We start from the raw sequence: 20,602 nt of genomic DNA, 5'->3' as shown, positions 1-20,602 counted from the left end.
AGCGCCATCAGGCCTATAAACTACGTATCCAGCAAGCGGGCGCGTACCTTCACCACGACTTTCTTTATCTCGCCTGGCTCAAGGATTGCGCATCCTGGCTTATGTGGCTCTCCCGGCATAAATACGGCGCACATCCCCGGCCGGAGGGTGACACACTGTTCACCTGCAATCTCACTGCACAACTGATAATCTTCTTCAGGATGAAAATCTTCACGCTGGCGTGCCGAGCCCGTCACGCCAAAGAGGATGCGCTCTTCTCCCGTCAATAACACCTGGATATCAATATATTGCTCATGCAGTTCCGCTTTCTTCTGGTCTGGAAACTGCGTGGCAAACGTCATCACGTTCATGAAGATATCCTCACCGCGAAGCTCATAACGTCCTGCCGCTTTTTCCAGCGGACGGGCAGCCAGCGCGAGGGTTAGCGCCTCCAGAAGAACGGGATGCAACCCCGTGGAGGGAAGCGTCCGAATCTCACCAAAAAACATCATCTTTCTCCCTGAGCTAACAGCGCCGCGCCCAGTAAGCCCGCATCGTGTCGATAGTGCGCGGCGGTTAATTCAACGTGATAAACAGAAGGATGCTCCTCAAGATACGCGCGGACCCGCGCCAGATACCCTCCTGCCAGCCCGATGCTGCCGCCAATCACCACGCGCTGGCAGTCCATCACCGCTTTCGTGTCGGCAATAAGCCGCGCCAGTACCTGTGCAGAACGTTGGACCAGTTCCGCCGCCTGTTTATTTCCCTCTGCCGCGCGCGCAAAAATCGTTTTTGCATCGCATCCTGCAAGCTCTCCCCTGGCTGCGGCGGCAATACCGCGACCAGACGCGATGGCTTCCACGCACCCCACGCGACCACAGCCGCATTGCGGGCCGTTTGGATCGGCGAGCGTATGCCCAAGATGCCCTGCCAGTCCGCCGCTTCCGGTCACGAGTTTCCCGTTACTGACTACGCCGCCCCCCACGCCCGTTGAAACAGTCAGGAATACCATGTCTTTAATTTCCTTCGCACTAACGTGATATTCCGCCCATGCCGCAGCCTGAGCATCATTGATCGCCAGGGTCGGCAAACCAGCAATGTCTTCGAGCGTCTGCACCAGCGGAAAATGGTGCAATCCTCCGAGATTTTGCGGGTTAATCGCCAGCAGATTGCCGTCCTGAATGATTCCGGTTGAGGCAATGGCCGCACGCGTTGCCTGGGTCTGTAACGGCTTGACCAGCTCAGCCAGCGCCTCACGCAGCGCGTCAGGCGTCTTACTGGCGGGCGTAGGGCATTCGCGTCGCGCGTGGATCTGTAAACCGTCATCCACCAGGGCGGCGGCAAGTTTAGTTCCACCTATGTCTATCGCCAGTGTCGTCATAGCACCGCCCCGCTCGGAAATGTTTTTATCCCGTTGTGACATACTTCATCCCTTACGAATGTGCCCGGTACAGGTCCGGGCAAGCGGATTAACTTTTGCTTTTCGCTAAAGCGCTTTTATCGCCGCCAAACGGGACGGCTCCGCTGAAAGGTTTACCGTCAATAGCGTCATGCGTACGCAGGGCTTCTGGCCTGATCCAGCGCTGAACGCGGGAGGGCATATCCAGACCAATAAGCAAGATCACCACAAACGTCAGGCCAAAGGAGAGCGATCCCAGGGCCGTGCCCAGCGCCATATCCTGCGACAGCAGCGCGCCAATCACCGGGGCAATCGCGCCGCCCAACGCGCCAACGTTGTAGGTAAAGCCCAGACCCGCCGCACGCTGGTCGGTATCGAAATAGCCGCCGATGAGTTTGGGTAAGATCCCGGAGATCCCCTGCCCCAGCATCTGCTGGAAAAAGAGTAACAAGCCCAACACCCAGACATTGGCTCCGCCGATCGCAAAGACGGGAACAATCAGGAGCTGTGAGGCCAACAGGCTACAGACATAGGCCTTGCGGGTGCCAAGCCAGTCACCGAGAAAACCACCCACGCAGCAGCCTACTGCCGCGCCGAAGCCGCTAAAGAACAGCACCTTCGCCACCGTTGAGGGATCATAGGCCAGGTCGGTTTTCAGATAAGTGGGTAATAGCGCCTGAATCGGCCAGGAGTAGAGAAAGGCGAAGAGCACGACAACCATCAACGTGACGCCCGTCGGCCAGCGTTTACCGCTGCTTTGCACCATAAAGCTGATAAAGACGATGGCGCAAAGCAGGCCGAGAATAACGACCAGCCCCGCGTTGTTGAGTTCGCCTGCAAAACAGAACCACAGCGCCGTACCGGCAAACAGCGTCATCGCCATATTGATGATGCGGTATTTGCCGCGATACAGAATATCAACCATGGTGCGCACCGGGGCTTTGCCTTCGTGCTTCGCTTTCCAGTCCTCAGCTTCCGGAATATTTTTCCGCAGCCACAGGGCAAAGACGATGGGCAGAATGCCGATAAAGAACAGCGCCCGCCAGCCCCAGACGGGCACGACAAGGCTGTAGACCTGGGCCGCAACCACGGCGCCGACGGAGAAACCGGAAATCAGAAAACCACTCGCCTTGTTGCGCAGGTGCTTTGGCCAGCTTTCAATCACATAGGTTGCGCTGGAGCCATATTCCCCCGCCATCCCCATGCCTATCACCATGCGGGCGATAAACAGGGTGACGTAACCCGGCGCAAAACCGCAGGCCAGCGTACCGCAGGAAAAGAGCACGATGCTGGTGATCATCGCCAGCTTGCGGCCATAGCGGTCGCCCATGGCGCCCAGCAGCAGGCCGCCGAACCAGCGCGATATAAAGGCCGCCGAAATCAGGCTCGCCGCTTCCACTGTCGTCAGGGCAAACTCGCTTTTTATTTCTGTCAGGACTAAGGCTATCAATACAAAATCGAAGCCATCAAGCAGATATCCCAGCCAGGCGGCGGAGAAGGCGCGCCACTGAGGACGGGTAAGATGGCGGTACCACGGGATGCTTTGGGTAGACTTACTCATTTCACTCTCCCGACGATTTCTCTGTCGTTTTGCCGGATGGCGGCTGCGCCTTATCCGGCCTACGTAGCATGTTTTTGTAGGCCGGCTAAGACGAAGCGCCCCCGGCTATGCGTTAGCGTTTTTCCGCCATTAGCTGCTCCGCCAGCGCTTTCAGCGCTGGCACGAATTTTTCATCCACAGGGGCAAACGGCTTACGGCACAGCGGCACGGATACCACGTCCATATAGTGCAGAACCGTTTTCAGACCACGGAACACCCCGGCTTTAATCAGCAGATCGATCACCGTGTTGCATTCGCTTTGCAGGCGCTGTGCGGTGGCGTTATCCCCTTCACGAACCGCTTTAGCGATCGCCTGGTAGCGCCAGCCCATAATGTTGTAGGTGCTGCCGATCCCCCCGTCCGCGCCGGCCAGCAGGCCGGAGGCGAAGATCTCGTCATAACCGTTGTAGAGCACCAGATCCGGCTGTTCACGACGGATCTGCTCCATCTGGAAGAGATCGCCGGAGGTTTGCTTCAGCGCGCCGACGCCGGGCAGCGTTACCAGCGTGTTGATCTGATCCAGCGTTAACTTAACGCCGCTTAGCGCAGGGATGTTATAAACCACCATCGGCAACCCCTCCGCGGAGTCAATAATTGCACGGTAATGATCGCAATGTTCTTCAAAGCTAAAGGGATAGTAAAACGGTGTGACGGCGGACACAGCGTCAAAACCGACGCGGGCGGCGGCCATGGCTAACTGCTGGCTTTCCGCCGTGCTGACGCAGCCAACATGGGCGATGAGCGTGATTTTCCCCTTCGCCTCTTCCGCCACAATCTCCATCACCTGCTCTCGTTCCGAAAGGCTCTGTACAAAGGCCTCTCCCGTTGAACCGCCGACGTACAGCCCATCGATACCCTGTTCAATATTGAACCGCACCAGACGGCGCAGGCTTTCTTTATCCAGCATCTGCTCAGAGTTAAACGGGGTCAGGAGTGCGGCCATTACGCCGCGTAATTGCGTTGCCATAGTTACCTCAATCGATCGTGTGTTTGTTATAACGACATACCTTTATACCTGTTATACCAGATCAATTAAGCAGCAGTAGAATACAGAACGCTTATATTGCGATCTGCTTCACTAAAGGATCGTTATTTTTTGGCTTTTGAATGCTGGCCGAAAGCGTGCCAGGTGGCGGAGACGCTGTTAAGGTGAGTTTGCAACGCCCGATCCGCTTCATCGGGATCGCGGCGGCGGATCGCATCCACAATTGCGATATGCTGGCGATAGCTGACTTCATTATGCTGGTAAAGCTCTGCGTCCGGCACTTTAGGACGCGCCGCAATTAACCAGTCAAGCAGCGCAACGTGGATCGCATTGAAGATCGGATTGCCGGGGATCTCCGCCAGCACGCGGTGAAAATCGACATCGGAACGAATAAATAGCGTGTTGTCATCCAGGGACTGGCTGTTGATCTCCAGGGCTTTCGTGAGCTGCGCAATCTGATCGTCAGTGGCATATTCTGCGGCATAACGAACGAGGCTGGATTCAAAGAACAGGCGAAGCTGCTCGAAATGGGCAATACCGCCGGGCTGGGTCAGAAAGTCTTTCGCCATTCCCGACAATTCACTGATGATGGTATCGGCAGACGGCATGGTTACGCGGGCACGTTCACCGTTGTTAATCTGCACCAGCCCTTTACGCTTTAGCGCCGCCAGCGCTTCGCGCACCGAGGGGCGACCCACGTTGAAGAACTCCATCAGTTCGCGCTCGGAGGGTAACTGCTCTCCCTGAGCAAATTCCTTCCGACGGATCATCTGCTCAAGCTCTTCTTCCACCATATCAGACAGTTTTTTGCGCGCCAGCGGCCGACGGCGCAGGCTGCGACCAATGGTTTCATCAGAGTTTTCAGCTTTAAGATCAGTCGGTTTCATTGCAGTCCGGTGCCATTGAAGGAAAACAGTTCATCATAACACAGGAAATTAGAGGGGGCGAAAAGGGACCGAAAGCAAAACAGGCCCGTCGGGCCTGTTTGTTTATTTCACAACGCGCAGTGCGGGACGACCACCGCGTGGTGGTGGCTCGTCATCCGGATCGGTGTCGTCATTATGATCGGGTTTATCGCCATCGATGACAGACATTACCGTGTCGCTTTCGCGTTCATCGGATGCCTCATCATCATTCAGGCTGGCAACCTCTTCATCATAAGCCGCTTCCGGCTCAAACATGGTGCCCGCACCGTTTTCACGGGCGTAGATAGCCAGCACAGCTGCCAGCGGCACGGAAACCTGACGCGGCACGCCGCCGAAGCGCGCATTAAAGCGCACTTCGTCGTTCGCCAGCTCCAGGTTACCCACTGCGCGTGGCGCAATATTCAGTACAATCTGTCCGTCGCGCGCGTATTCCATTGGAACCAGCACGCCCGGCAACGTCACATCCACAACCAGGTGCGGCGTGAGCTGGTTATCCAGCAGCCATTCATAGAAGGCGCGCAGCAGATACGGACGGCGTGGTGAAAGTTGTGACATTTCCACAGTCATTAGCCTCGGCCGAGACGCATTTCACGTTCCGGTTCAGTTAAAGATGCCAGGAAAGAGTCGCGCTCAAAGACGCGAGTCATGTAGCCTTTCAGCTCTTTCGCGCCAGGGCCGCTGAACTCTACGCCCAGGGTTGGCAGACGCCACAGCAACGGAGCCAGGTAGCAATCCACCAGGCTGAACTCGTCGCTCAGGAAGAAAGGCTTTTGACCAAATACCGGCGCAATCGCCAGCAGCTCTTCACGCAGCTGTTTACGTGCAGCATCCGCTTCAGAAGAGGAACCGTTGACGATAACGTTCATCAGCGAGTACCAGTCTTTCTCGATACGCTGCATGTACAGGCGGCTTTCACCACGCGCAACAGGATAAACAGGCATCAGCGGCGGATGCGGGAAACGCTCATCCAGGTATTCCATAATGATACGGGATTCCCACAGGGTCAGCTCGCGATCCACCAGCGTCGGTACGCTTTGGCTCGGGTTGAGATCGATCAGATCCTGAGGCGGGTTATCCTTTTCCACATGCTCGATCTCAAAACTGACACCCTTCTCGGCCAGCACGATACGAACCTGATGGCTATAAATGTCAGTAGGACCAGAAAACAGCGTCATTACCGAACGTTTGTTGGCAGCGACAGCCATGAAAACCTCCAGGTATATTCAGAATTTTTACTGCTACCAGCCCAACGGGGCCAGCCAGATGATGTATCGCCCATCCCAGAGAAGACACATTGTTCAAGAATCGAACAAAAATCGAGTATTCACCGATATTTGGGCAGAAAATTGGATGATAGTTTACCAGATTTTGATGGCTTTGTGGTGAGGGGATTCCGGAAATGTGGAAAAAGAGAAGATATATGAAATGTTACTGTGGATAACCTGCGCATTATCCATAAAAAAACCCGCCGAAGCGGGTTTTTCGCCAATCGTTCTGCGTAAGCAGAATGGATTAACGTTTGGAGAACTGTGGACGACGACGTGCTTTACGCAGACCCACTTTCTTACGTTCAACCTGACGAGCGTCACGAGTAACGAAGCCAGCTTTACGCAGTTCAGAACGCAGGGATTCGTCGTACTCCATCAGCGCGCGGGTGATACCGTGACGGATCGCACCTGCCTGACCGGAGATACCACCACCTTTAACGGTGATGTACAGATCCAGTTTTTCTACCATATCAACCAGTTCCAGCGGCTGGCGAACTACCATGCGGGCAGTTTCGCGACCGAAGTATTGTTCCAGAGAACGCTGGTTGATTACGATTTTACCACTGCCCGGTTTGATGAAAACGCGAGCTGCGGAACTTTTGCGGCGACCAGTGCCGTAGTATTGATTTTCAGCCATTGCCTATAATCCCGATTAGATGTCAAGAACTTGCGGTTGCTGTGCCGCGTGGTTGTGCTCGTTGCCTGCGTAAACTTTCAGTTTACGGAACATAGCACGACCCAGCGGGCCTTTTGGCAGCATGCCTTTAACCGCGATTTCAATCACACGCTCAGGACGGCGGGCAATCATCTCTTCAAAGGTCGCTTCTTTGATACCACCGATGTGGCCGGTGTGGTGGTAGTACATTTTGTCAGTACGCTTGTTGCCGGTAACAGCAACTTTGTCAGCGTTCAGAACGATGATGTAATCACCGGTATCAACGTGCGGAGTGTATTCCGCTTTATGCTTACCGCGCAGGCGACGAGCCAGTTCAGTAGCCAGACGGCCCAGAGTTTTACCGGTCGCGTCAACAACATACCAGTCGCGCTGTACGGTTTCTGGTTTAGCTGTAAAAGTTTTCATTAAAAGCTTACCCAAATAATAAGTTACACGTTGGTGAACACCCAAACGTTTAGTCAGTTGAGGTTCACACGACAAAGTCCGGCAAACCTACCCCTTCGAATAGCACATGCCGACACATAGAAAGTTTCGGGAAAAAAACCTTCTCGTAACGTGGGGTCGCAAGATTATAGAGAAGTTGAGGTCAAAGATCGACCCTTAAATGTGATTTGGAATGGGTTTTTCGGGGTCAGGTATTGTGCGGTCTGGTGCCCTCACCCCCAGCCCCTCTCCCACGGGGAGAGGGGAGCATTTATTACGGCATATGCTCACGCTTGAGGTACTCTTCGCTCTGCATCTCTTGCAGGCGCGACAGGCAGCGCTGGAACTCAAACTTCAGGCGCTCGCCCTGATAAACCTCATATAAAGGCACCTCGGCGCTGACCACCAGCTTAACGTGGCGCTCGTAAAACTCATCTACCAGCGCGATGAAGCGGCGCGCTTCGCTCTCCATGAGTGGGGTCATAACGGGCACATCCCACAACATAACGGTATGGAACAGACGCGAAAGTGCAATGTAGTCATGCTGGCTGCGGGCGTCCACGCAGAGCGTTGCAAACGAGACGGCCAGCGTCTGGTTTTCTACGCCAAGCGTCGGCAACGGACGATGATTAATCTCCAGCGCTGGCGCGTTATCCCGCGGCGCTCCCGCCAGCGCCAGCCACAGTTTATCCATCTCGCGGGCTGTGTCGGCATTCAATGGCGAAAGCCACAGGTGTGCCTGCGTTAATGTGCGCAGACGATAATCGACGCCGGCATCGACGTTCATGATGTCGCAGTGCTGTTTGATAGCATCAATGGCCGGCAGGAAACGCGCCCGCTGGAGACCATTGCGATAAAGCTCATCCGGCGGGATATTGGAGGTCGCCACCAGAGTGATCCCACGCGCAAACAGCGCTTTCATGAGGCCCCCCAACAGCATGGCATCCGTAATATCGGAAACAAAGAACTCGTCGAAGCAGAGCACGTCCGTTTCCGCCTTAAAGCGATCGGCCACAATGTCCAGCGGGTCGGTTTCGCCCTGGAGCGCCGTCAGCTCTTCATGGACACGCAGCATAAAACGGTGAAAGTGCAGGCGCTGCTTACGCGTGCCGGGCAGGCTCTGGTAGAACATGTCCATTAGCCAGGTCTTACCCCGCCCAACGCCGCCCCACATATATAAGCCACGAACCGGTGCGTTTACCGTGGGCTCTTTTTTGCCCAGTAAACGGCCGAATGCCGCCTTCAGCCCACTGCTCTGCACCGCATCGGCGGGTTTCGCCAGAAGTTCCTGATAAATCGTGTCCAGGCGGTTAACCGCTTCACGCTGGACATCATCCGGCTGGTGTGTGCCCTCGCTCAGGGCCAGTTGGTAACGCGATGAAGGGGACAGGTTTTGCATGATGTTGTTGTTATTCCTTTAGTTAAACCTCACCAGCGCGCGTGGCTGATGAAAAAAAGGCCGTTCTACACTACGCGATGATACGTCAGGATTCCACTTCTGCGGAAATAGCGGTTATAGTGGCATAATCAGGCACAGGCAGGAGCCGAGCCAACACCCTACGGAACAACAAGACAACGGGAGAAGTTCATGACCTGGGAATATGCGCTAATCGGTTTAGTCGTCGGCATCATCATTGGTGCTGTGGCCATGCGTTTCGGTAACCGCAAATTGCGTCAGCAGCAGTCACTGCAATACGAACTGGAAAAGAACAAAGCCGAACTGGAAGAATATCGCGAAGAGCTGGTCAGCCACTTTGCCCGTAGCGCTGAGCTGCTGGACAACATGGCGACAGATTATCGCCAGCTCTACCAGCACATGGCGAAAAGCTCCAGCAGCCTGCTGCCGGAAATGACCGCGGAGACCAACCCCTTCCGCAATCGTCTGGCTGATTCTGAAGCCGGTAACGATCAGGCTCCGGTTCAGATGCCACGCGACTATTCAGACGGCGCGTCCGGCCTGCTGCGCGGTGGCGTAAAACGCGATTAATCGCACAACCTGAATAAATTTTACGGGCGCACCTTATGCGCCCATCCTTTCTTCCCGTCCCCAGCTATTATTTAGTCAAACACCTCATTGTTCAGCGGTTGAAAATTCAATAACATCAAGATGTTTTTGGGGCCGTTCTTTTTCATTCCAGGATACGAGAGTCAGCATCAATGAAGAAAAAAAACCAGCTGTTGAGCGCCTTAGCGTTAAGTGTCGGGTTATCTCTCTCGGCGTCCTTCCCCGCCAGTGCGGCACTGCCTTCGCAGGTGCCTGGACAAGAAGCCATTCCCAGCCTTGCGCCGATGCTTGAAAAAGTCCTGCCTGCGGTAGTCAGCGTTCAGGTGGAAGGGACGGCACGCCAAAGCCAGCGTATTCCTGAAGAGCTGAAGAAATATTTTGGCGAAGACGCGCCGGATCAGCAGGCTCAGCCGTTTGAAGGCCTGGGCTCAGGGGTGATTATCGACGCGGCTAAGGGCTATATCCTGACCAATAACCACGTGATCAGCCAGGCCGATAAAATCAGCGTTCAGCTGAACGATGGTCGGGAGTTTGACGCCAAACTGATCGGCGGTGACGATCAGAGTGATATCGCCCTGCTACAGGTGCAAAACCCCAGCAACCTGACCCAGATCGCCATTGCAGATTCCGATAAGCTGCGCGTCGGTGATTTTGCCGTCGCGGTCGGTAACCCGTTCGGTTTAGGCCAGACCGCCACCTCCGGGATTGTCTCCGCCCTGGGGCGCAGCGGCCTGAATCTCGAAGGGCTGGAAAACTTCATCCAGACCGATGCCTCCATCAACCGGGGCAACTCCGGCGGTGCGCTGCTTAATCTGAACGGCGAGCTGATCGGCATCAACACCGCTATCCTCGCGCCAGGCGGCGGCAGCATCGGGATTGGTTTTGCCATTCCGAGTAACATGGCGAAAACCCTGTCTCAACAGCTGATTCAATTTGGCGAGGTTAAGCGCGGTCTGCTGGGCATCAAAGGCATGGAGATGAGCGCCGATATCGCCAAAGCCTTTAAGCTCAACGTCCAGCGCGGGGCGTTTGTCAGCGAAGTGCTGCCCAACTCAGGCTCTGCAAAAGCGGGCGTGAAATCCGGCGACATTATTGTCAGCCTGAACGATAAACCGCTGAGCAGCTTCGCTGAATTACGGTCACGTATTGCCACCACGGAGCCGGGCGCTAAAGTGAAGCTGGGCCTGATCCGTGAGGGCAAACCGCTGACCGTGGAAGTGACGCTGGACAAGAGCACCTCCTCTTCCGCCAGCGCAGAACAGATCTCCCCTGCTCTACAGGGCGCTACGCTGAGCGACGGTCAGCTTAAAAACGGCACGAAAGGCATTACCGTCACTACCGTTGAGAAGAGCAGCCCGGCCGCGCAGGCAGGTTTACATCAGGACGACGTGATCGTGGGCGTGAACCGCACTCGCGTGCAGTCTATTGCCGAAATGCGTAAGGTGCTGGAGAGTAAACCGGCGGTCATTGCCCTGCAAATTATCCGTGGCAACGACACCCTCTACATTTTACTGCGTTAACCATTTGCGACTCCGGACATCGCCGCTGCGTGTGATGTCCGGATAACTCATGTTATGCTGCAAACCGTTCCTATTTTAACGACACACGCATCATGCTTTTAAAGCTCTTTCGTTCAATTGTCATTGGTTTGATCGTTGCCGGTCTGCTGCTGGTGGCTATGCCATCTTTACGCCAGTTCAACAAACTGTCGGCTCCTCAGTTCGACAGCACGGATGAAACGCCTGCGACGTACAATCAGGCGGTACGCCGTGCTGCCCCCGCCGTGGTTAACGTCTATAACCGCGGGCTTAACAGTTCCGCTCATAACCAGCTGGAGATCCGCACGCTCGGTTCCGGTGTGATCATGGATGACCGGGGCTACATCATCACCAATAAACACGTCATTAACGATGCCGACCAGATTATCGTCGCCTTGCAGGATGGCCGCGTGTTTGAAGCCCTGCTGGTGGGGTCGGACAGCCTGACCGATCTGGCGGTGCTGAAGATCAACGCCACGGGCGGTCTGCCGACTATCCCGATTAATCGCAAACGCACGCCGCACATCGGCGATGTGGTGCTGGCGATCGGTAACCCGTACAACCTGGGCCAGACCATCACTCAGGGGATCATCAGCGCGACCGGTCGTATCGGCCTGAACCCGTCAGGGCGGCAGAACTTCCTGCAAACCGATGCCTCGATCAACCACGGTAACTCCGGCGGTGCGCTGGTGAACTCTCTGGGCGAACTGATGGGCATTAACACCCTCTCCTTCGACAAGAGCAACGACGGCGAAACGCCGGAAGGGATTGGCTTTGCCATTCCGTTCCAGCTGGCGACCAAGATCATGGACAAGCTGATCCGCGATGGCCGCGTGATCCGTGGCTACATCGGTATTGGCGGGCGTGAAATCGCGCCGATGCATACGCAGGGCGGTGGTATCGATCAGATCCAGGGGATTGTGGTCAACGAAGTGGCGCCTGGCGGCCCGGCGGCCAACGCAGGTATCCAGGTGAACGACGTTATCCTTTCCGTCAACGGTACGCCAGCGGTCTCTGCGCTGGAAACCATGGACCAGGTGGCTGAGATTCGCCCGGGCTCCATCATCCCTGTTGAAGTCATGCGTAATGACAAAAAGCTGACGATTCAGGTCACCATTCAGGAATACCCGGCCACTAACTGACGGGCATAAAAAAACGGAGCTTAGCGCTCCGTTTTTTTTACCGGGACAAGATCACTTGTTAACGAACTCTTCGCCCAGCGTGATGTCTTTCTTCAGCGTATCCAGCATGCCTTCCATCGCGTTTTGCTCAAACGCGCTCAGCGTGCCGATAGACTTACGCTCTTCAACACCGTTTTTACCCAGCAGCAGCGGCTGAGAGAAGAAGCGCGCGTGTTCACCGTCGCCTTCAACATAGGCGCATTCAACAACGCCTTTTTCGCCCTGCAACGCGCGAACCAGAGACAGGCCGAAACGTGCCGCCGCCTGGCCCATAGACAGGGTTGCAGAACCGCCACCCGCCTTCGCTTCCACCACTTCGGTGCCTGCGTTCTGAATACGTTTGGTCAGGTCAGCCACTTCCTGCTCGGTGAAGCTCACGCCCGGGATCTGCGACAGCAGAGGCAGGATGGTCACGCCAGAGTGACCGCCGATAACCGGCACTTCCACTTCCGTTGGCTGCTTGCCTTTCAGCTCAGCCACGAAGGTATTGGAGCGGATGATATCCAGCGTAGTTACGCCGAACAGTTTGTTCTTGTCGTAAACGCCCGCTTTCTTCAGCACTTCTGCTGCGATAGCAACGGTGGTGTTCACCGGGTTGGTGATGATCCCGATGCACGCTTTCGGGCAGGTTTCAGCAATCTGCTGAACCAGGTTTTTCACGATGCCCGCGTTTACGTTGAACAGGTCTGAACGATCCATACCCGGTTTACGCGCAACACCCGCGGAGATCAGCACCACGTCGGCACCCTGCAACGCAGGACGCGCATCTTCACCGGAGAAGCCTTTGATTTTCACAGCTGTCGGGATGTGGCTCAGGTCAACCGCCACACCTGGGGTTACCGGAGCAATATCGTACAGGGAGAGTTCTGAGCCTGAAGGCAGTTGGGTTTTCAGTAGTAGGGCAAGCGCCTGGCCGATACCACCAGCAGCGCCGAGGACTGCGACTTTCATCCTAAACTCCTTATTATGGTTAACTTAAGTATCTGTAACTCCGTTGCGGCGACCATAATTCAGCACGTCATTAATTACAATTTTCATCGCTAAAGAATTTGAGGTCGCACGTCTTTCGCCTTCACCTGAATACTATCGGGATGCAGGCAACAACGAATTAAGAGGGGGTTACAATACACCCTGCCACGCCACCAAAACAACATCATTTTGATAACATTTAATTTACTTTTAAGCTTATTTGCGCGGCGTGACCCAGGCATGTTTTCCGATAACGAAATCTGATAAAATCTCTCCCTTTCATAACATTATTTCAGCCTGGTGCCAGGTAGATAATTTGCATAAAAATTCATCCACATGCATAATAATGTTGTTTCTATCGTCATATTCCGGGTGACTTATGCGAAGCTCGTCTAAGCAAGAAGAATTAGTGAAGGCGTTTAAAGCGCTACTCAAAGAAGAGAAATTCAGTTCTCAGGGAGAAATTGTTCAGGCGTTGCAGGAACAAGGCTTCGACAACATCAACCAGTCGAAGGTCTCTCGCATGTTAACCAAGTTTGGTGCGGTGCGTACGCGCAACGCCAAAATGGAAATGGTTTATTGCCTGCCTGCTGAACTTGGCGTGCCAACGACCTCCAGCCCGCTGAAAAACCTGGTTCTGGACATCGACTATAACGATGCCGTGGTCGTGATCCACACCAGCCCGGGCGCAGCCCAGCTGATTGCCCGCCTGCTGGACTCGCTGGGTAAAGCAGAGGGGATCCTCGGGACCATCGCCGGCGATGACACCATTTTTACCACCCCGGCAAATGGTTTCTCGGTGAAAGACCTCTACGAAGCGATTCTGGTCCTGTTCGAACAGGAGCTGTAATTGTCTGCCCCGTAGCGCCTGGCTGCGGGGATCATTCTGCTTTTACCGCGTTTTACCCTGCTTTTCTCTGCCTGCTACTTTTGCAAATAGTGCTTTTTACCGCCTGTTAACATTCATTCAGTGAATGATCTGCCGCAAAATCGCACAAAAAATCAAATTACCATACCACTTTGATTTACATAAGAAAAAACCACAAACCTCGCATTGTGACGCCCTTTTTTATGCATTCTCGTTATAAAAAATGAATTTTTTACCGCGTAATAACAGACGAAACCATTAGTCTGGTATTAATTTTTTGCGTGATTAGTGTATACTTGATTTTGTGATGAGGGTCACAGAACAAAGACCCCAGTAAAATAATTGACGAGGTAAATAATCATGAAAATTAAAACCACTGTAGCTGCCCTGAGCGTACTGTCAGTCCTGTCATTCGGTGCGTTTGCAGCCGACACCATCAATGCTGAACAGGCACAATCCCGTCAGGCTATCGGGACTGTTTCTGTTGGCGCCATCGGTACGTCTCCGATGGACATGCACGAAATGCTGAACAAAAAAGCGGAAGAACAGGGTGCGTCATCCTATCGCATCATCGAAGCGCGCAGTGGCGACCACTGGCACGCTACCGCAGAACTGTACAAATAAACCCTCGTCGTATCTCATCATACGACTTGCCCCTGACCTCCCGGTCAGGGGCTTTTTTATCACTGGCGCACGTTGAAACGCAGTTGCCCTTCCAGCTCCTCCTCCGCTTCATCAAACAATAAAATCAATGCACCAAAGCGTCTGCGTAGTTTTTCAGGCAGATGGGTAAATTCGATTTCCAGCGGTAACGGCAGACGATCGCCGGTAACCACATCCCACAGCATATCAAGATTGCTTACGCTGCCCCGCTCCAGGTCGAACGCCCGAATAAACTCGCGATAGAAGTCTTCCTGACTCTCAATTTCGTCAAAATCAAAGGTATAAATTTTCATTGCCAGCCACCCGGTACAGGCGGGCGGCAAATGCCGCCCTGTCTATTATAATCCCCCGATATGCAGGGTTTTGACTTCCAGAAACTCCTCCAGCCCCAGCACGGACCCTTCGCGGCCCAGCCCGGACTCTTTTACGCCCCCAAACGGACCCAGCTCGGTCGAGACCGCACATTCATTAATTCCGATCATGCCGCTCTCAATGGCCTGCGAGACGCGGAACACGCGCGAGAGATTCTGGGTATAAAAGTAGGCTGCCAGCCCGTAAGGCGTATTGTTAGCGCGCATAACCACTTCGTCTTCCGACGTGAAGCGGAAGCAGGCGGCAACGGGACCAAAGGTCTCCTCTTCTGCCAGCTTCATGCCTTCATGGCAGTCACCGAGTACGGTTGGCATCCAGAAGTTGCCGCCAAGTTCGTGCGGTTTACCCCCAGCCAGCACCGTGGCGCCCTTCGCTACCGCATCTTCGACGTGCTCACGGACTTTTTCGACAGCCGAAGGCTCAATCAGCGGGCCGACAACGACGCCCTCGTCCAGACCGTTACCCACCTTCAGCGCCTTCACCGCATCGGCAAGTTGATTGACAAACTTGTCATAGACCGTCTCCTGAATATAGAAACGGTTTACGCTGACGCAGACCTGCCCGGCGTTACGGAACTTATTGGCAATCGCGCCTTTGACGGCGGCCTCAATATCCGCGTCCTCGAAAACGATATATGGCGCATTACCGCCCAGCTCCATCGATACCTTTTTCATGGTCTCTGCGGAATTGCGAACCAGCGTTTTCCCGACGGCGGTTGATCCGGTAAACGAGATTTTGCGCACGTCATGGCTGGCCATAATGGCGTCACTAATTTCTGAGGTGCTCCCCGCGACCGCATTCAGCACACCATCCGGCACACCGGCCTGCTTCGCCAGCGTCAGCAGCGCAAAGGCGCTCAGCGGCGTGTTGTTTGCAGGCTTGATGACGCCGGTACATCCTGCTGCCAGCGCCGGGCCGAGCTTACGGGTGAGCATGGCCATCGGGAAATTCCATGGCGTGATAGCAGCAACCACCCCGACAGGTTCACGAGTGGCCAGAATACGGGAGCCGGGTTTAACCGGAGGAATGATTTCACCGTTGGCGCGCTTGGCCTGCTCGGCAAACCACTGAATGAAGCTGGCAGCGTAGTCCACCTCACCTTCAGCCTCTTTCAGCGGCTTGCCCTGCTCGGTAGTCATCAGTCGCCCGAGCCAGCTTTTATTCTCGATAATCAGTTCATACCAGCGATAGAGGATCGTGGAGCGCTCTTTTGCCGTTTTTGCGCGCCATGCGGGAAAGGCCTTCGTCGCGGCCGCAATGGCCTCTTCGGTTTCGGCTTTCCCTGCTTTCGCCACTTTCGCGACCACCTCGCCCGTGGCCGGGTTTAGCACATCAAACGTGGTGTCGAGTGTTTTCCAGATACCGTTAACCAGATACCCGGTCTGAAAAAGGATACTGTCCTGAAGAGCCTGGGTTGTCATGTGTCCTCCCTTCCTGAATGTTTGAACCTGCAAGAATAAGTATAGCCACAAAAAAACCGACGCTTTTGGCGTCGGTTTTCTCTTCGTTAGCTGTCTGTCAGCGCATTCTGGTAGCGGTGCAGCATAAACACCAGCCGCTCTACCGGCTCGGTAACCTGCGGCGGCGCTTCCCAGATCCGCAGTTTCTCCTGGTAGATATCCAGTTCCTCCAGCAGTTGCTTAAAGTAGCGGCGACGTTTGTCATCACTGGATGCCGATATCACATGGTCCGCCGTTCGCCGTAGCTGGCGGTGGTAGGCGGACAAATCGTCGTTGATCGGCACTGGCGCGTTCCGCAGACGCTGGTGCGCGATAATCATGGTTAACGCCAGGCGGAAGCGGGCGACATCGCCCGGGAATTTATTCAGCAACAGGAACAGCTGTTGATAGAGCGCCGGCAGGTGGTTCTCCTTGCGCCGCGCGGTGTTGGTAGTCAATGACGATACGGCGGCCGACACAAACTGATTCAGCAGCACACGCCCTGTCCGCGCCTGAGAGTTATCCCGCACCAGCAGGATCACCATCATCGCCAGGAAACAGCCCACCAGCTGACCTAATGCGCTATCCAGGAACTGGCTGAAATGGAAGGTCATCGGGTTATCCAGCACGATGATGTTAATCGTGCTCGCCAGCGCACCCAACGATCCCAGACGGCGTTTTTGTACCTCAATCCCGATAAAGAACGCCATCACCGCCAGGCTGATGCAGAGCAAAAGCATGCTTTGCTGCGTCGAGGGAATAATCACCAGGAAGTAGAGCGCACCAATGGGTAACGCCGCAATGGTGCCGTACAGAAAATCGATCGCGACCATGCGCGGGTTGGGCAGACGCATCGCCAGCGCGGTGACGACGGCAATCATCACCATCGCGCCGCTGCCGGACGTCCAGCCGGTCCACAGCCAGAACAGCGTGCCGAGTATACAAGCCAGGGTGGTACGCCAGAAATTAACCATCGCATGGTGGCGCTCGGCGGACTCCGGTTTGATCACCACTTCGCCCTGCAATACCTCTTCTTCCGCCGCACTGATTTTGGTGTTGCTAATCACGCCGCGTTTCAGGAGCAGGTAGCGCGTTGCGGCGCCTACCCAGGTATAAATGGTGACTGGCGTATCCCGTTCTCCTGTCCAGGCAATCACACGACGCATGCGTTTAAGCTGTCGATGCACGTCCTGCACCGTCTCCACGGGCTCATCAAACAGTTCGCGGAAAGTATCCGTTACCACTTCGGGGCGGGTGTTCTGAATCAGGTAGGTTTCACACGCCTGGGTGATCAGCGTTAACGAGACGGTATTGATCGCTTTCAGACGACGATTGGCCCGCTCCCAGCGGGAAGACTCCATGTTGAGATTACTGCGCATCCCTTCCAGCGCCTGCGTGCGGCGCACCAGCGCGCTCCAGGCCTTGTCGACCTCTTCGCTGTCGCCGTGCTTAATGCACAGCTGCATAAGCTGGTACTGAGCAACAATCAGCGCGTCCAGCTCACGATCGACTTCCTGCTTGATGGATCGCGGAGAGAAGAGCAGATCTGCGACAATCGCGCAGACGATACCAATGACAATCTCGCTACAACGTTCGACGGCGAACTGCGGAGCAAGCAGCGGTTCACTCTGAATGGTGATGATAATAATCAGCGCGGTATATCCCGCCAGGCCCCAGGCGTACGAGTTCTCCACCTTCACCAGCGAAGAGACCCAGGTGCAAAAACCCGCCCAGATACAGCACACAATCAGCATCAGCAGCGGCGTACGGATCATCAGGATGATAATGGTCAGAGCGGCGATACAGCCGATAAAGGTGCCGATAATACGCAGCATCCCGCGATAGCGAATTGCCCCGGAGTAAGGTTCGCCACCCGCCGCGAAGGCAGGACCGGCGGCGACGATCGCGGCGGTCAGAACGGCCCAGCGCGGCGTTTCAAGCTGGAAATGGAAGCCAACAAACAGCGCCAGCACAATGGCGCATGCCAGCTTCACGGCGAAGCGGATGTGCTGGCTGGCGATGGAAAAAATGCCCATAGCGATCAACCAAACTCGCGCAGGCGATGGGCGATTTGACGGAAGATAGAATCCTGGCTGGCATCACGGTCTTTTTCACCCGTGATCACCACCGTCGCGGTGGTGCCTGCGGGCCAGAGGTTGCTCTGCTGCTCATCCAGACGAATGCGTACCGGTACGCGCTGCGCCAGGCGAACCCACTCGAGGTTAGAATCGACGGTCGCCATCCCTTTTGTATCATTGGTACTGCTGGAGTTGGTCACCCCCGCGGCCACGCTGTCCACGGTTCCCTTCAGGACCCGGTTGCTGCCGAGCGGCGTGATTTCGGCGCGATAGCCCGGACGCACGCCTTCCAGCTTGGTCTCTTCCATATAGGCGAGGACGTAGAAGGAGTTCTGTTTCACCAGCGCCACGGCAGTAGAGCCGCGCGTGATAAACTCACCCGCATAGACGTTGAGGTTGGTCACCCAGCCATCGGACGGGGCGCGGATAACGGTACGCTCCAGATCGAGCTTCGCCAGATCGCGCGTCGCCTGCGCTTTTGCCAGCTGATGCAGCACGGTTTGCAGCACGTTATTGGACTGATCAATCTCTTCCCGGGACATGGCCTGGATGCCCAGCTTGTTACGGCGACCTGCTTCACGGCGTTTTTCAGCGGCCAGCGCGTTGTAATACGCCACGTCGGCTTCCGCTTCTTCCAGCGCTTTTTGATAGCGCGGCTGGTCGATGGTGAACAGCACCTGATCTTTTTTCACCAGTTGGTTATCGTGGACGTTGACCGACGTAATGAGACCGGCGACATCGGGCGCTATCGCGACCACCTCCGCGCTGAAACGCGCATCGCGCGTCCACGGGGATTCGGTGTAATAAACCCAGGCGCGAAAAATAGCGATGAACGCCAGGATGACCAGCGCCATAGTGATGGCAGTGCGGGAGATTTTTCTTGTTAGCGTTTTCACATCAACCTCAGACAAACATGCGCGATATTAAATAGAACAGGCAGCAATACAGCGCGGTATTGAACAATGCAGGATGCCAGACGAAATCATAAATCCCGGTAGGGACCAGCACCTTGCGCACCAGCCAGAAGATCGCCAGTGATAAAAGAAGCTCAAAAAATATCGGTGGGAACGACAAACCGAACACCACGATAACGGGAAACAGACTCATGTTGACCTTGATTAAAGAGAGTGCAGGTTACTGGATTTTTAAGCTCGCGCCGCCGCAGGAGAGCAAGAATTGCCGGGCGAGAGTGGCGCAGCCGTTATGTAATTAATAATATATTAACGTAACTGTTATGCTGTTATCTATCATATGTGATCTAAATCACTTTTAAGCCAGAGTGAATAATGGAACGTCTAAAACGCATGTCCGTCTTTGCGAAAGTGGTTGAGCAAGGCTCTTTTACCGCCGCAGCACGTCAGCTACAAATGAGCGTCTCATCCATTAGCCAGACAGTGTCAAAACTGGAAGATGAGCTCCAGGTGAAGCTGCTCAACCGCAGCACCCGCAGCATCGGGCTGACGGAAGCGGGTAAAATTTACTATCAGGGCTGCCGTCGAATGCTGCATGAGGTGCAGGATGTTCACGAGCAGCTCTATGCCTTTAACAACACGCCTATCGGCACGCTGCGTATCGGGTGTTCTTCAACTATGGCACAAAATGTTCTCGCTGCCATGACGGCGGAAATGCTGAAAGAGTATCCCGGTTTAACCGTTAATCTGGTAACGGGCATTCCGGCACCGGACCTGATTGCCGATGGGTTAGACGTGGTGATCCGCGTTGGCGCGTTGCAGGACTCGAGCCTGTTCTCGCGTCGACTGGGCAGCATGCCGATGGTGGTCTGCGCTTCGAAAAGCTATCTGGCACAGTATGGCGTGCCGGAAAAACCTGCCGACCTGAGCAACCACTCGTGGCTGGAATACAGCGTTCGGCCAGATAACGAATTTGAACTGATCGCGCCGGAAGGGCTTTCCACTAAACTGCTGCCTGAAGGCCGCTTCGTAACCAACGATCCGATGACCATCTCACGCTGGCTGGTGGCCGGGGCCGGGATCGCCTACGTACCGCTGATGTGGGTGATCAACGAGATCAACAGCGGCGTGCTGGAGATCCTCTTCCCGCGCTACCAGTCCGATCCGCGTCCGGTGTACGCGCTCTATACCGAAAAGGACAAGCTGCCGCTGAAGGTGCAGGTCTGTATTAACTATCTGACGGACTATTTTGTGGAAGTGGCGGAGCTGTTTCAGGGCATGCGAGGTAGAAGGAAAGAGTAGGCTTTTCCCCTCTCCCCGTT

22 protein-coding genes are annotated in these 20,602 nt (G+C 55.0%); 6 read left to right on the top strand and 16 right to left on the bottom strand.

Features of this window, described 5'->3' with window-relative positions:
• Nucleotides 1–20 precede the first annotated feature (20 nt).
• The 10 genes from nanQ to zapE form a co-directional block, all read right to left on the bottom strand.
• Nucleotides 21–488: an N-acetylneuraminate anomerase gene (nanQ, locus tag ACOTX5_RS00255; RefSeq protein WP_023295505.1), complete on the bottom strand. Its 468-nt coding sequence runs from the start codon at nt 486–488 to the stop codon at nt 21–23.
• Nucleotides 488–1,360, bottom strand: a complete 873-nt coding sequence (nanK, locus tag ACOTX5_RS00250; protein WP_015571999.1) for an N-acetylmannosamine kinase — start codon at nt 1,358–1,360, stop codon at nt 488–490. Before nanK ends, nanQ begins: the two co-directional genes overlap by 1 nt.
• An 88-nt stretch (nt 1,361–1,448) precedes the next feature.
• On the bottom strand, nt 1,449–2,939 hold the full coding sequence (locus tag ACOTX5_RS00245; protein WP_032655258.1) for an MFS transporter: 1,491 nt from the start codon (nt 2,937–2,939) through the stop codon (nt 1,449–1,451).
• 112 nt (nt 2,940–3,051) lie between these two features.
• Nucleotides 3,052–3,945, bottom strand: coding sequence for an N-acetylneuraminate lyase (gene nanA / locus ACOTX5_RS00240; protein WP_045911917.1), 894 nt, complete (start codon nt 3,943–3,945; stop codon nt 3,052–3,054).
• 122 nt (nt 3,946–4,067) lie between these two features.
• Entirely contained in the window at nt 4,068–4,850 is a 783-nt protein-coding gene (gene nanR / locus ACOTX5_RS00235) for a transcriptional regulator NanR (RefSeq protein WP_017382717.1), read from the bottom strand.
• Between the two features lie 102 nt (nt 4,851–4,952).
• Entirely contained in the window at nt 4,953–5,450 is a 498-nt protein-coding gene (gene sspB / locus ACOTX5_RS00230; protein ID WP_026080566.1) for a ClpXP protease specificity-enhancing factor, read from the bottom strand.
• Between the two features lie 5 nt (nt 5,451–5,455).
• Entirely contained in the window at nt 5,456–6,094 is a 639-nt protein-coding gene (gene sspA, locus ACOTX5_RS00225) for a stringent starvation protein SspA (protein WP_003860438.1), read from the bottom strand.
• 307 nt (nt 6,095–6,401) lie between these two features.
• The gene (gene rpsI / locus ACOTX5_RS00220) at nt 6,402–6,794 is read right to left on the bottom strand and encodes a 30S ribosomal protein S9 (protein ID WP_003860436.1); all 393 of its coding nucleotides are present in this window, start codon (nt 6,792–6,794) and stop codon (nt 6,402–6,404) included.
• A gap of 15 nt (nt 6,795–6,809) precedes the next feature.
• On the bottom strand, nt 6,810–7,238 hold the full coding sequence (gene rplM / locus ACOTX5_RS00215) for a 50S ribosomal protein L13 (protein ID WP_003860434.1): 429 nt from the start codon (nt 7,236–7,238) through the stop codon (nt 6,810–6,812).
• 292 nt (nt 7,239–7,530) lie between these two features.
• Nucleotides 7,531–8,655, bottom strand: a complete 1,125-nt coding sequence (zapE, locus tag ACOTX5_RS00210) for a cell division protein ZapE (protein ID WP_017693899.1) — start codon at nt 8,653–8,655, stop codon at nt 7,531–7,533.
• A 189-nt stretch (nt 8,656–8,844) separates the two neighbouring features.
• On the opposite strand from zapE, the gene zapG reads away from it, so the two are divergent.
• The 3 genes from zapG (at nt 8,845) to degS (ending at nt 11,941) form a co-directional block, all read left to right on the top strand.
• Nucleotides 8,845–9,243 (top strand): Z-ring associated protein ZapG, encoded by a 399-nt coding sequence (zapG, locus tag ACOTX5_RS00205; RefSeq protein WP_003860432.1) that lies wholly within the window; start codon nt 8,845–8,847, stop codon nt 9,241–9,243.
• A gap of 170 nt (nt 9,244–9,413) precedes the next feature.
• Nucleotides 9,414–10,781, top strand: coding sequence for a serine endoprotease DegQ (degQ, locus tag ACOTX5_RS00200; RefSeq protein ID WP_015572006.1), 1,368 nt, complete (start codon nt 9,414–9,416; stop codon nt 10,779–10,781).
• A 92-nt stretch (nt 10,782–10,873) separates the two neighbouring features.
• Complete coding sequence (gene degS / locus ACOTX5_RS00195; RefSeq protein WP_003860430.1) at nt 10,874–11,941, top strand: outer membrane-stress sensor serine endopeptidase DegS; 1,068 nt, start codon at nt 10,874–10,876, stop codon at nt 11,939–11,941.
• Between the two features lie 51 nt (nt 11,942–11,992).
• On the opposite strand, the gene mdh is transcribed toward degS, so the two are convergent.
• On the bottom strand, nt 11,993–12,931 hold the full coding sequence (mdh, locus tag ACOTX5_RS00190; RefSeq protein WP_003860429.1) for a malate dehydrogenase: 939 nt from the start codon (nt 12,929–12,931) through the stop codon (nt 11,993–11,995).
• 397 nt (nt 12,932–13,328) lie between these two features.
• On the opposite strand from mdh, the gene argR reads away from it, so the two are divergent.
• Nucleotides 13,329–13,799: a transcriptional regulator ArgR gene (gene argR, locus ACOTX5_RS00185; protein ID WP_003860428.1), complete on the top strand. Its 471-nt coding sequence runs from the start codon at nt 13,329–13,331 to the stop codon at nt 13,797–13,799.
• 378 nt (nt 13,800–14,177) lie between these two features.
• Nucleotides 14,178–14,441 carry a peroxide/acid stress response protein YhcN gene (gene yhcN / locus ACOTX5_RS00180; protein WP_006812160.1) on the top strand — a complete coding sequence of 88 codons (264 nt, stop codon included), beginning with the start codon at nt 14,178–14,180 and terminating at the stop codon, nt 14,439–14,441.
• Between the two features lie 59 nt (nt 14,442–14,500).
• Here yhcN and ACOTX5_RS00175 read toward each other — a convergent pair whose 3' ends face one another.
• The 5 genes from ACOTX5_RS00175 to aaeX all read right to left on the bottom strand — a co-directional run bounded on the left by ACOTX5_RS00175 (nt 14,501) and on the right by aaeX (nt 19,476).
• A complete protein-coding gene (locus ACOTX5_RS00175; protein WP_003860424.1) occupies nt 14,501–14,773 on the bottom strand; it encodes a barstar family protein in 273 nt (90 codons plus the stop codon).
• A 45-nt stretch (nt 14,774–14,818) separates the two neighbouring features.
• Nucleotides 14,819–16,273 carry an NAD-dependent succinate-semialdehyde dehydrogenase gene (locus ACOTX5_RS00170; protein ID WP_017382714.1) on the bottom strand — a complete coding sequence of 485 codons (1,455 nt, stop codon included), beginning with the start codon at nt 16,271–16,273 and terminating at the stop codon, nt 14,819–14,821.
• Nucleotides 16,274–16,359: 86 nt separating this feature from the next.
• Nucleotides 16,360–18,327, bottom strand: coding sequence for a p-hydroxybenzoic acid efflux pump subunit AaeB (gene aaeB, locus ACOTX5_RS00165; protein ID WP_015572008.1), 1,968 nt, complete (start codon nt 18,325–18,327; stop codon nt 16,360–16,362).
• A gap of 5 nt (nt 18,328–18,332) precedes the next feature.
• Entirely contained in the window at nt 18,333–19,265 is a 933-nt protein-coding gene (gene aaeA / locus ACOTX5_RS00160) for a p-hydroxybenzoic acid efflux pump subunit AaeA (protein ID WP_059453142.1), read from the bottom strand.
• Nucleotides 19,266–19,272: 7 nt separating this feature from the next.
• The gene (gene aaeX, locus ACOTX5_RS00155; RefSeq protein WP_003860416.1) at nt 19,273–19,476 is read right to left on the bottom strand and encodes a p-hydroxybenzoic acid efflux pump operon protein AaeX; all 204 of its coding nucleotides are present in this window, start codon (nt 19,474–19,476) and stop codon (nt 19,273–19,275) included.
• Nucleotides 19,477–19,655: 179 nt separating this feature from the next.
• On the opposite strand from aaeX, the gene aaeR reads away from it, so the two are divergent.
• On the top strand, nt 19,656–20,582 hold the full coding sequence (aaeR, locus tag ACOTX5_RS00150) for an HTH-type transcriptional activator AaeR (protein WP_003860415.1): 927 nt from the start codon (nt 19,656–19,658) through the stop codon (nt 20,580–20,582).
• Nucleotides 20,583–20,602: the final 20 nt, after the last annotated feature.

Origin of the sequence: Enterobacter cloacae complex sp. IR5441 (assembly GCF_049238215.1) — a bacterium.
GTDB classification, from domain to species: Bacteria; Pseudomonadota; Gammaproteobacteria; order Enterobacterales; family Enterobacteriaceae; genus Enterobacter; species Enterobacter hormaechei_C.
This window is presented reverse-complemented; position numbering and strand designations above follow the sequence as displayed.

Coding starts and splice junctions, on each gene's coding strand:
- nanQ (WP_023295505.1), bottom strand. CDS start 488: ATGTTTTTTGGTGAGATTCGGACGCTTCCCTCCACGGGGTTGCATCCC.
- nanK (WP_015571999.1), bottom strand. CDS start 1,360: ATGACGACACTGGCGATAGACATAGGTGGAACTAAACTTGCCGCCGCC.
- ACOTX5_RS00245 (WP_032655258.1), bottom strand. CDS start 2,939: ATGAGTAAGTCTACCCAAAGCATCCCGTGGTACCGCCATCTTACCCGT.
- nanA (WP_045911917.1), bottom strand. CDS start 3,945: ATGGCAACGCAATTACGCGGCGTAATGGCCGCACTCCTGACCCCGTTT.
- nanR (WP_017382717.1), bottom strand. CDS start 4,850: ATGAAACCGACTGATCTTAAAGCTGAAAACTCTGATGAAACCATTGGT.
- sspA (WP_003860438.1), bottom strand. CDS start 6,094: ATGGCTGTCGCTGCCAACAAACGTTCGGTAATGACGCTGTTTTCTGGT.
- rpsI (WP_003860436.1), bottom strand. CDS start 6,794: ATGGCTGAAAATCAATACTACGGCACTGGTCGCCGCAAAAGTTCCGCA.
- rplM (WP_003860434.1), bottom strand. CDS start 7,238: ATGAAAACTTTTACAGCTAAACCAGAAACCGTACAGCGCGACTGGTAT.
- zapE (WP_017693899.1), bottom strand. CDS start 8,655: ATGCAAAACCTGTCCCCTTCATCGCGTTACCAACTGGCCCTGAGCGAG.
- zapG (WP_003860432.1), top strand. CDS start 8,845: ATGACCTGGGAATATGCGCTAATCGGTTTAGTCGTCGGCATCATCATT.
- degQ (WP_015572006.1), top strand. CDS start 9,414: ATGAAGAAAAAAAACCAGCTGTTGAGCGCCTTAGCGTTAAGTGTCGGG.
- degS (WP_003860430.1), top strand. CDS start 10,874: ATGCTTTTAAAGCTCTTTCGTTCAATTGTCATTGGTTTGATCGTTGCC.
- mdh (WP_003860429.1), bottom strand. CDS start 12,931: ATGAAAGTCGCAGTCCTCGGCGCTGCTGGTGGTATCGGCCAGGCGCTT.
- argR (WP_003860428.1), top strand. CDS start 13,329: ATGCGAAGCTCGTCTAAGCAAGAAGAATTAGTGAAGGCGTTTAAAGCG.
- yhcN (WP_006812160.1), top strand. CDS start 14,178: ATGAAAATTAAAACCACTGTAGCTGCCCTGAGCGTACTGTCAGTCCTG.
- ACOTX5_RS00175 (WP_003860424.1), bottom strand. CDS start 14,773: ATGAAAATTTATACCTTTGATTTTGACGAAATTGAGAGTCAGGAAGAC.
- ACOTX5_RS00170 (WP_017382714.1), bottom strand. CDS start 16,273: ATGACAACCCAGGCTCTTCAGGACAGTATCCTTTTTCAGACCGGGTAT.
- aaeB (WP_015572008.1), bottom strand. CDS start 18,327: ATGGGCATTTTTTCCATCGCCAGCCAGCACATCCGCTTCGCCGTGAAG.
- aaeX (WP_003860416.1), bottom strand. CDS start 19,476: ATGAGTCTGTTTCCCGTTATCGTGGTGTTCGGTTTGTCGTTCCCACCG.
- aaeR (WP_003860415.1), top strand. CDS start 19,656: ATGGAACGTCTAAAACGCATGTCCGTCTTTGCGAAAGTGGTTGAGCAA.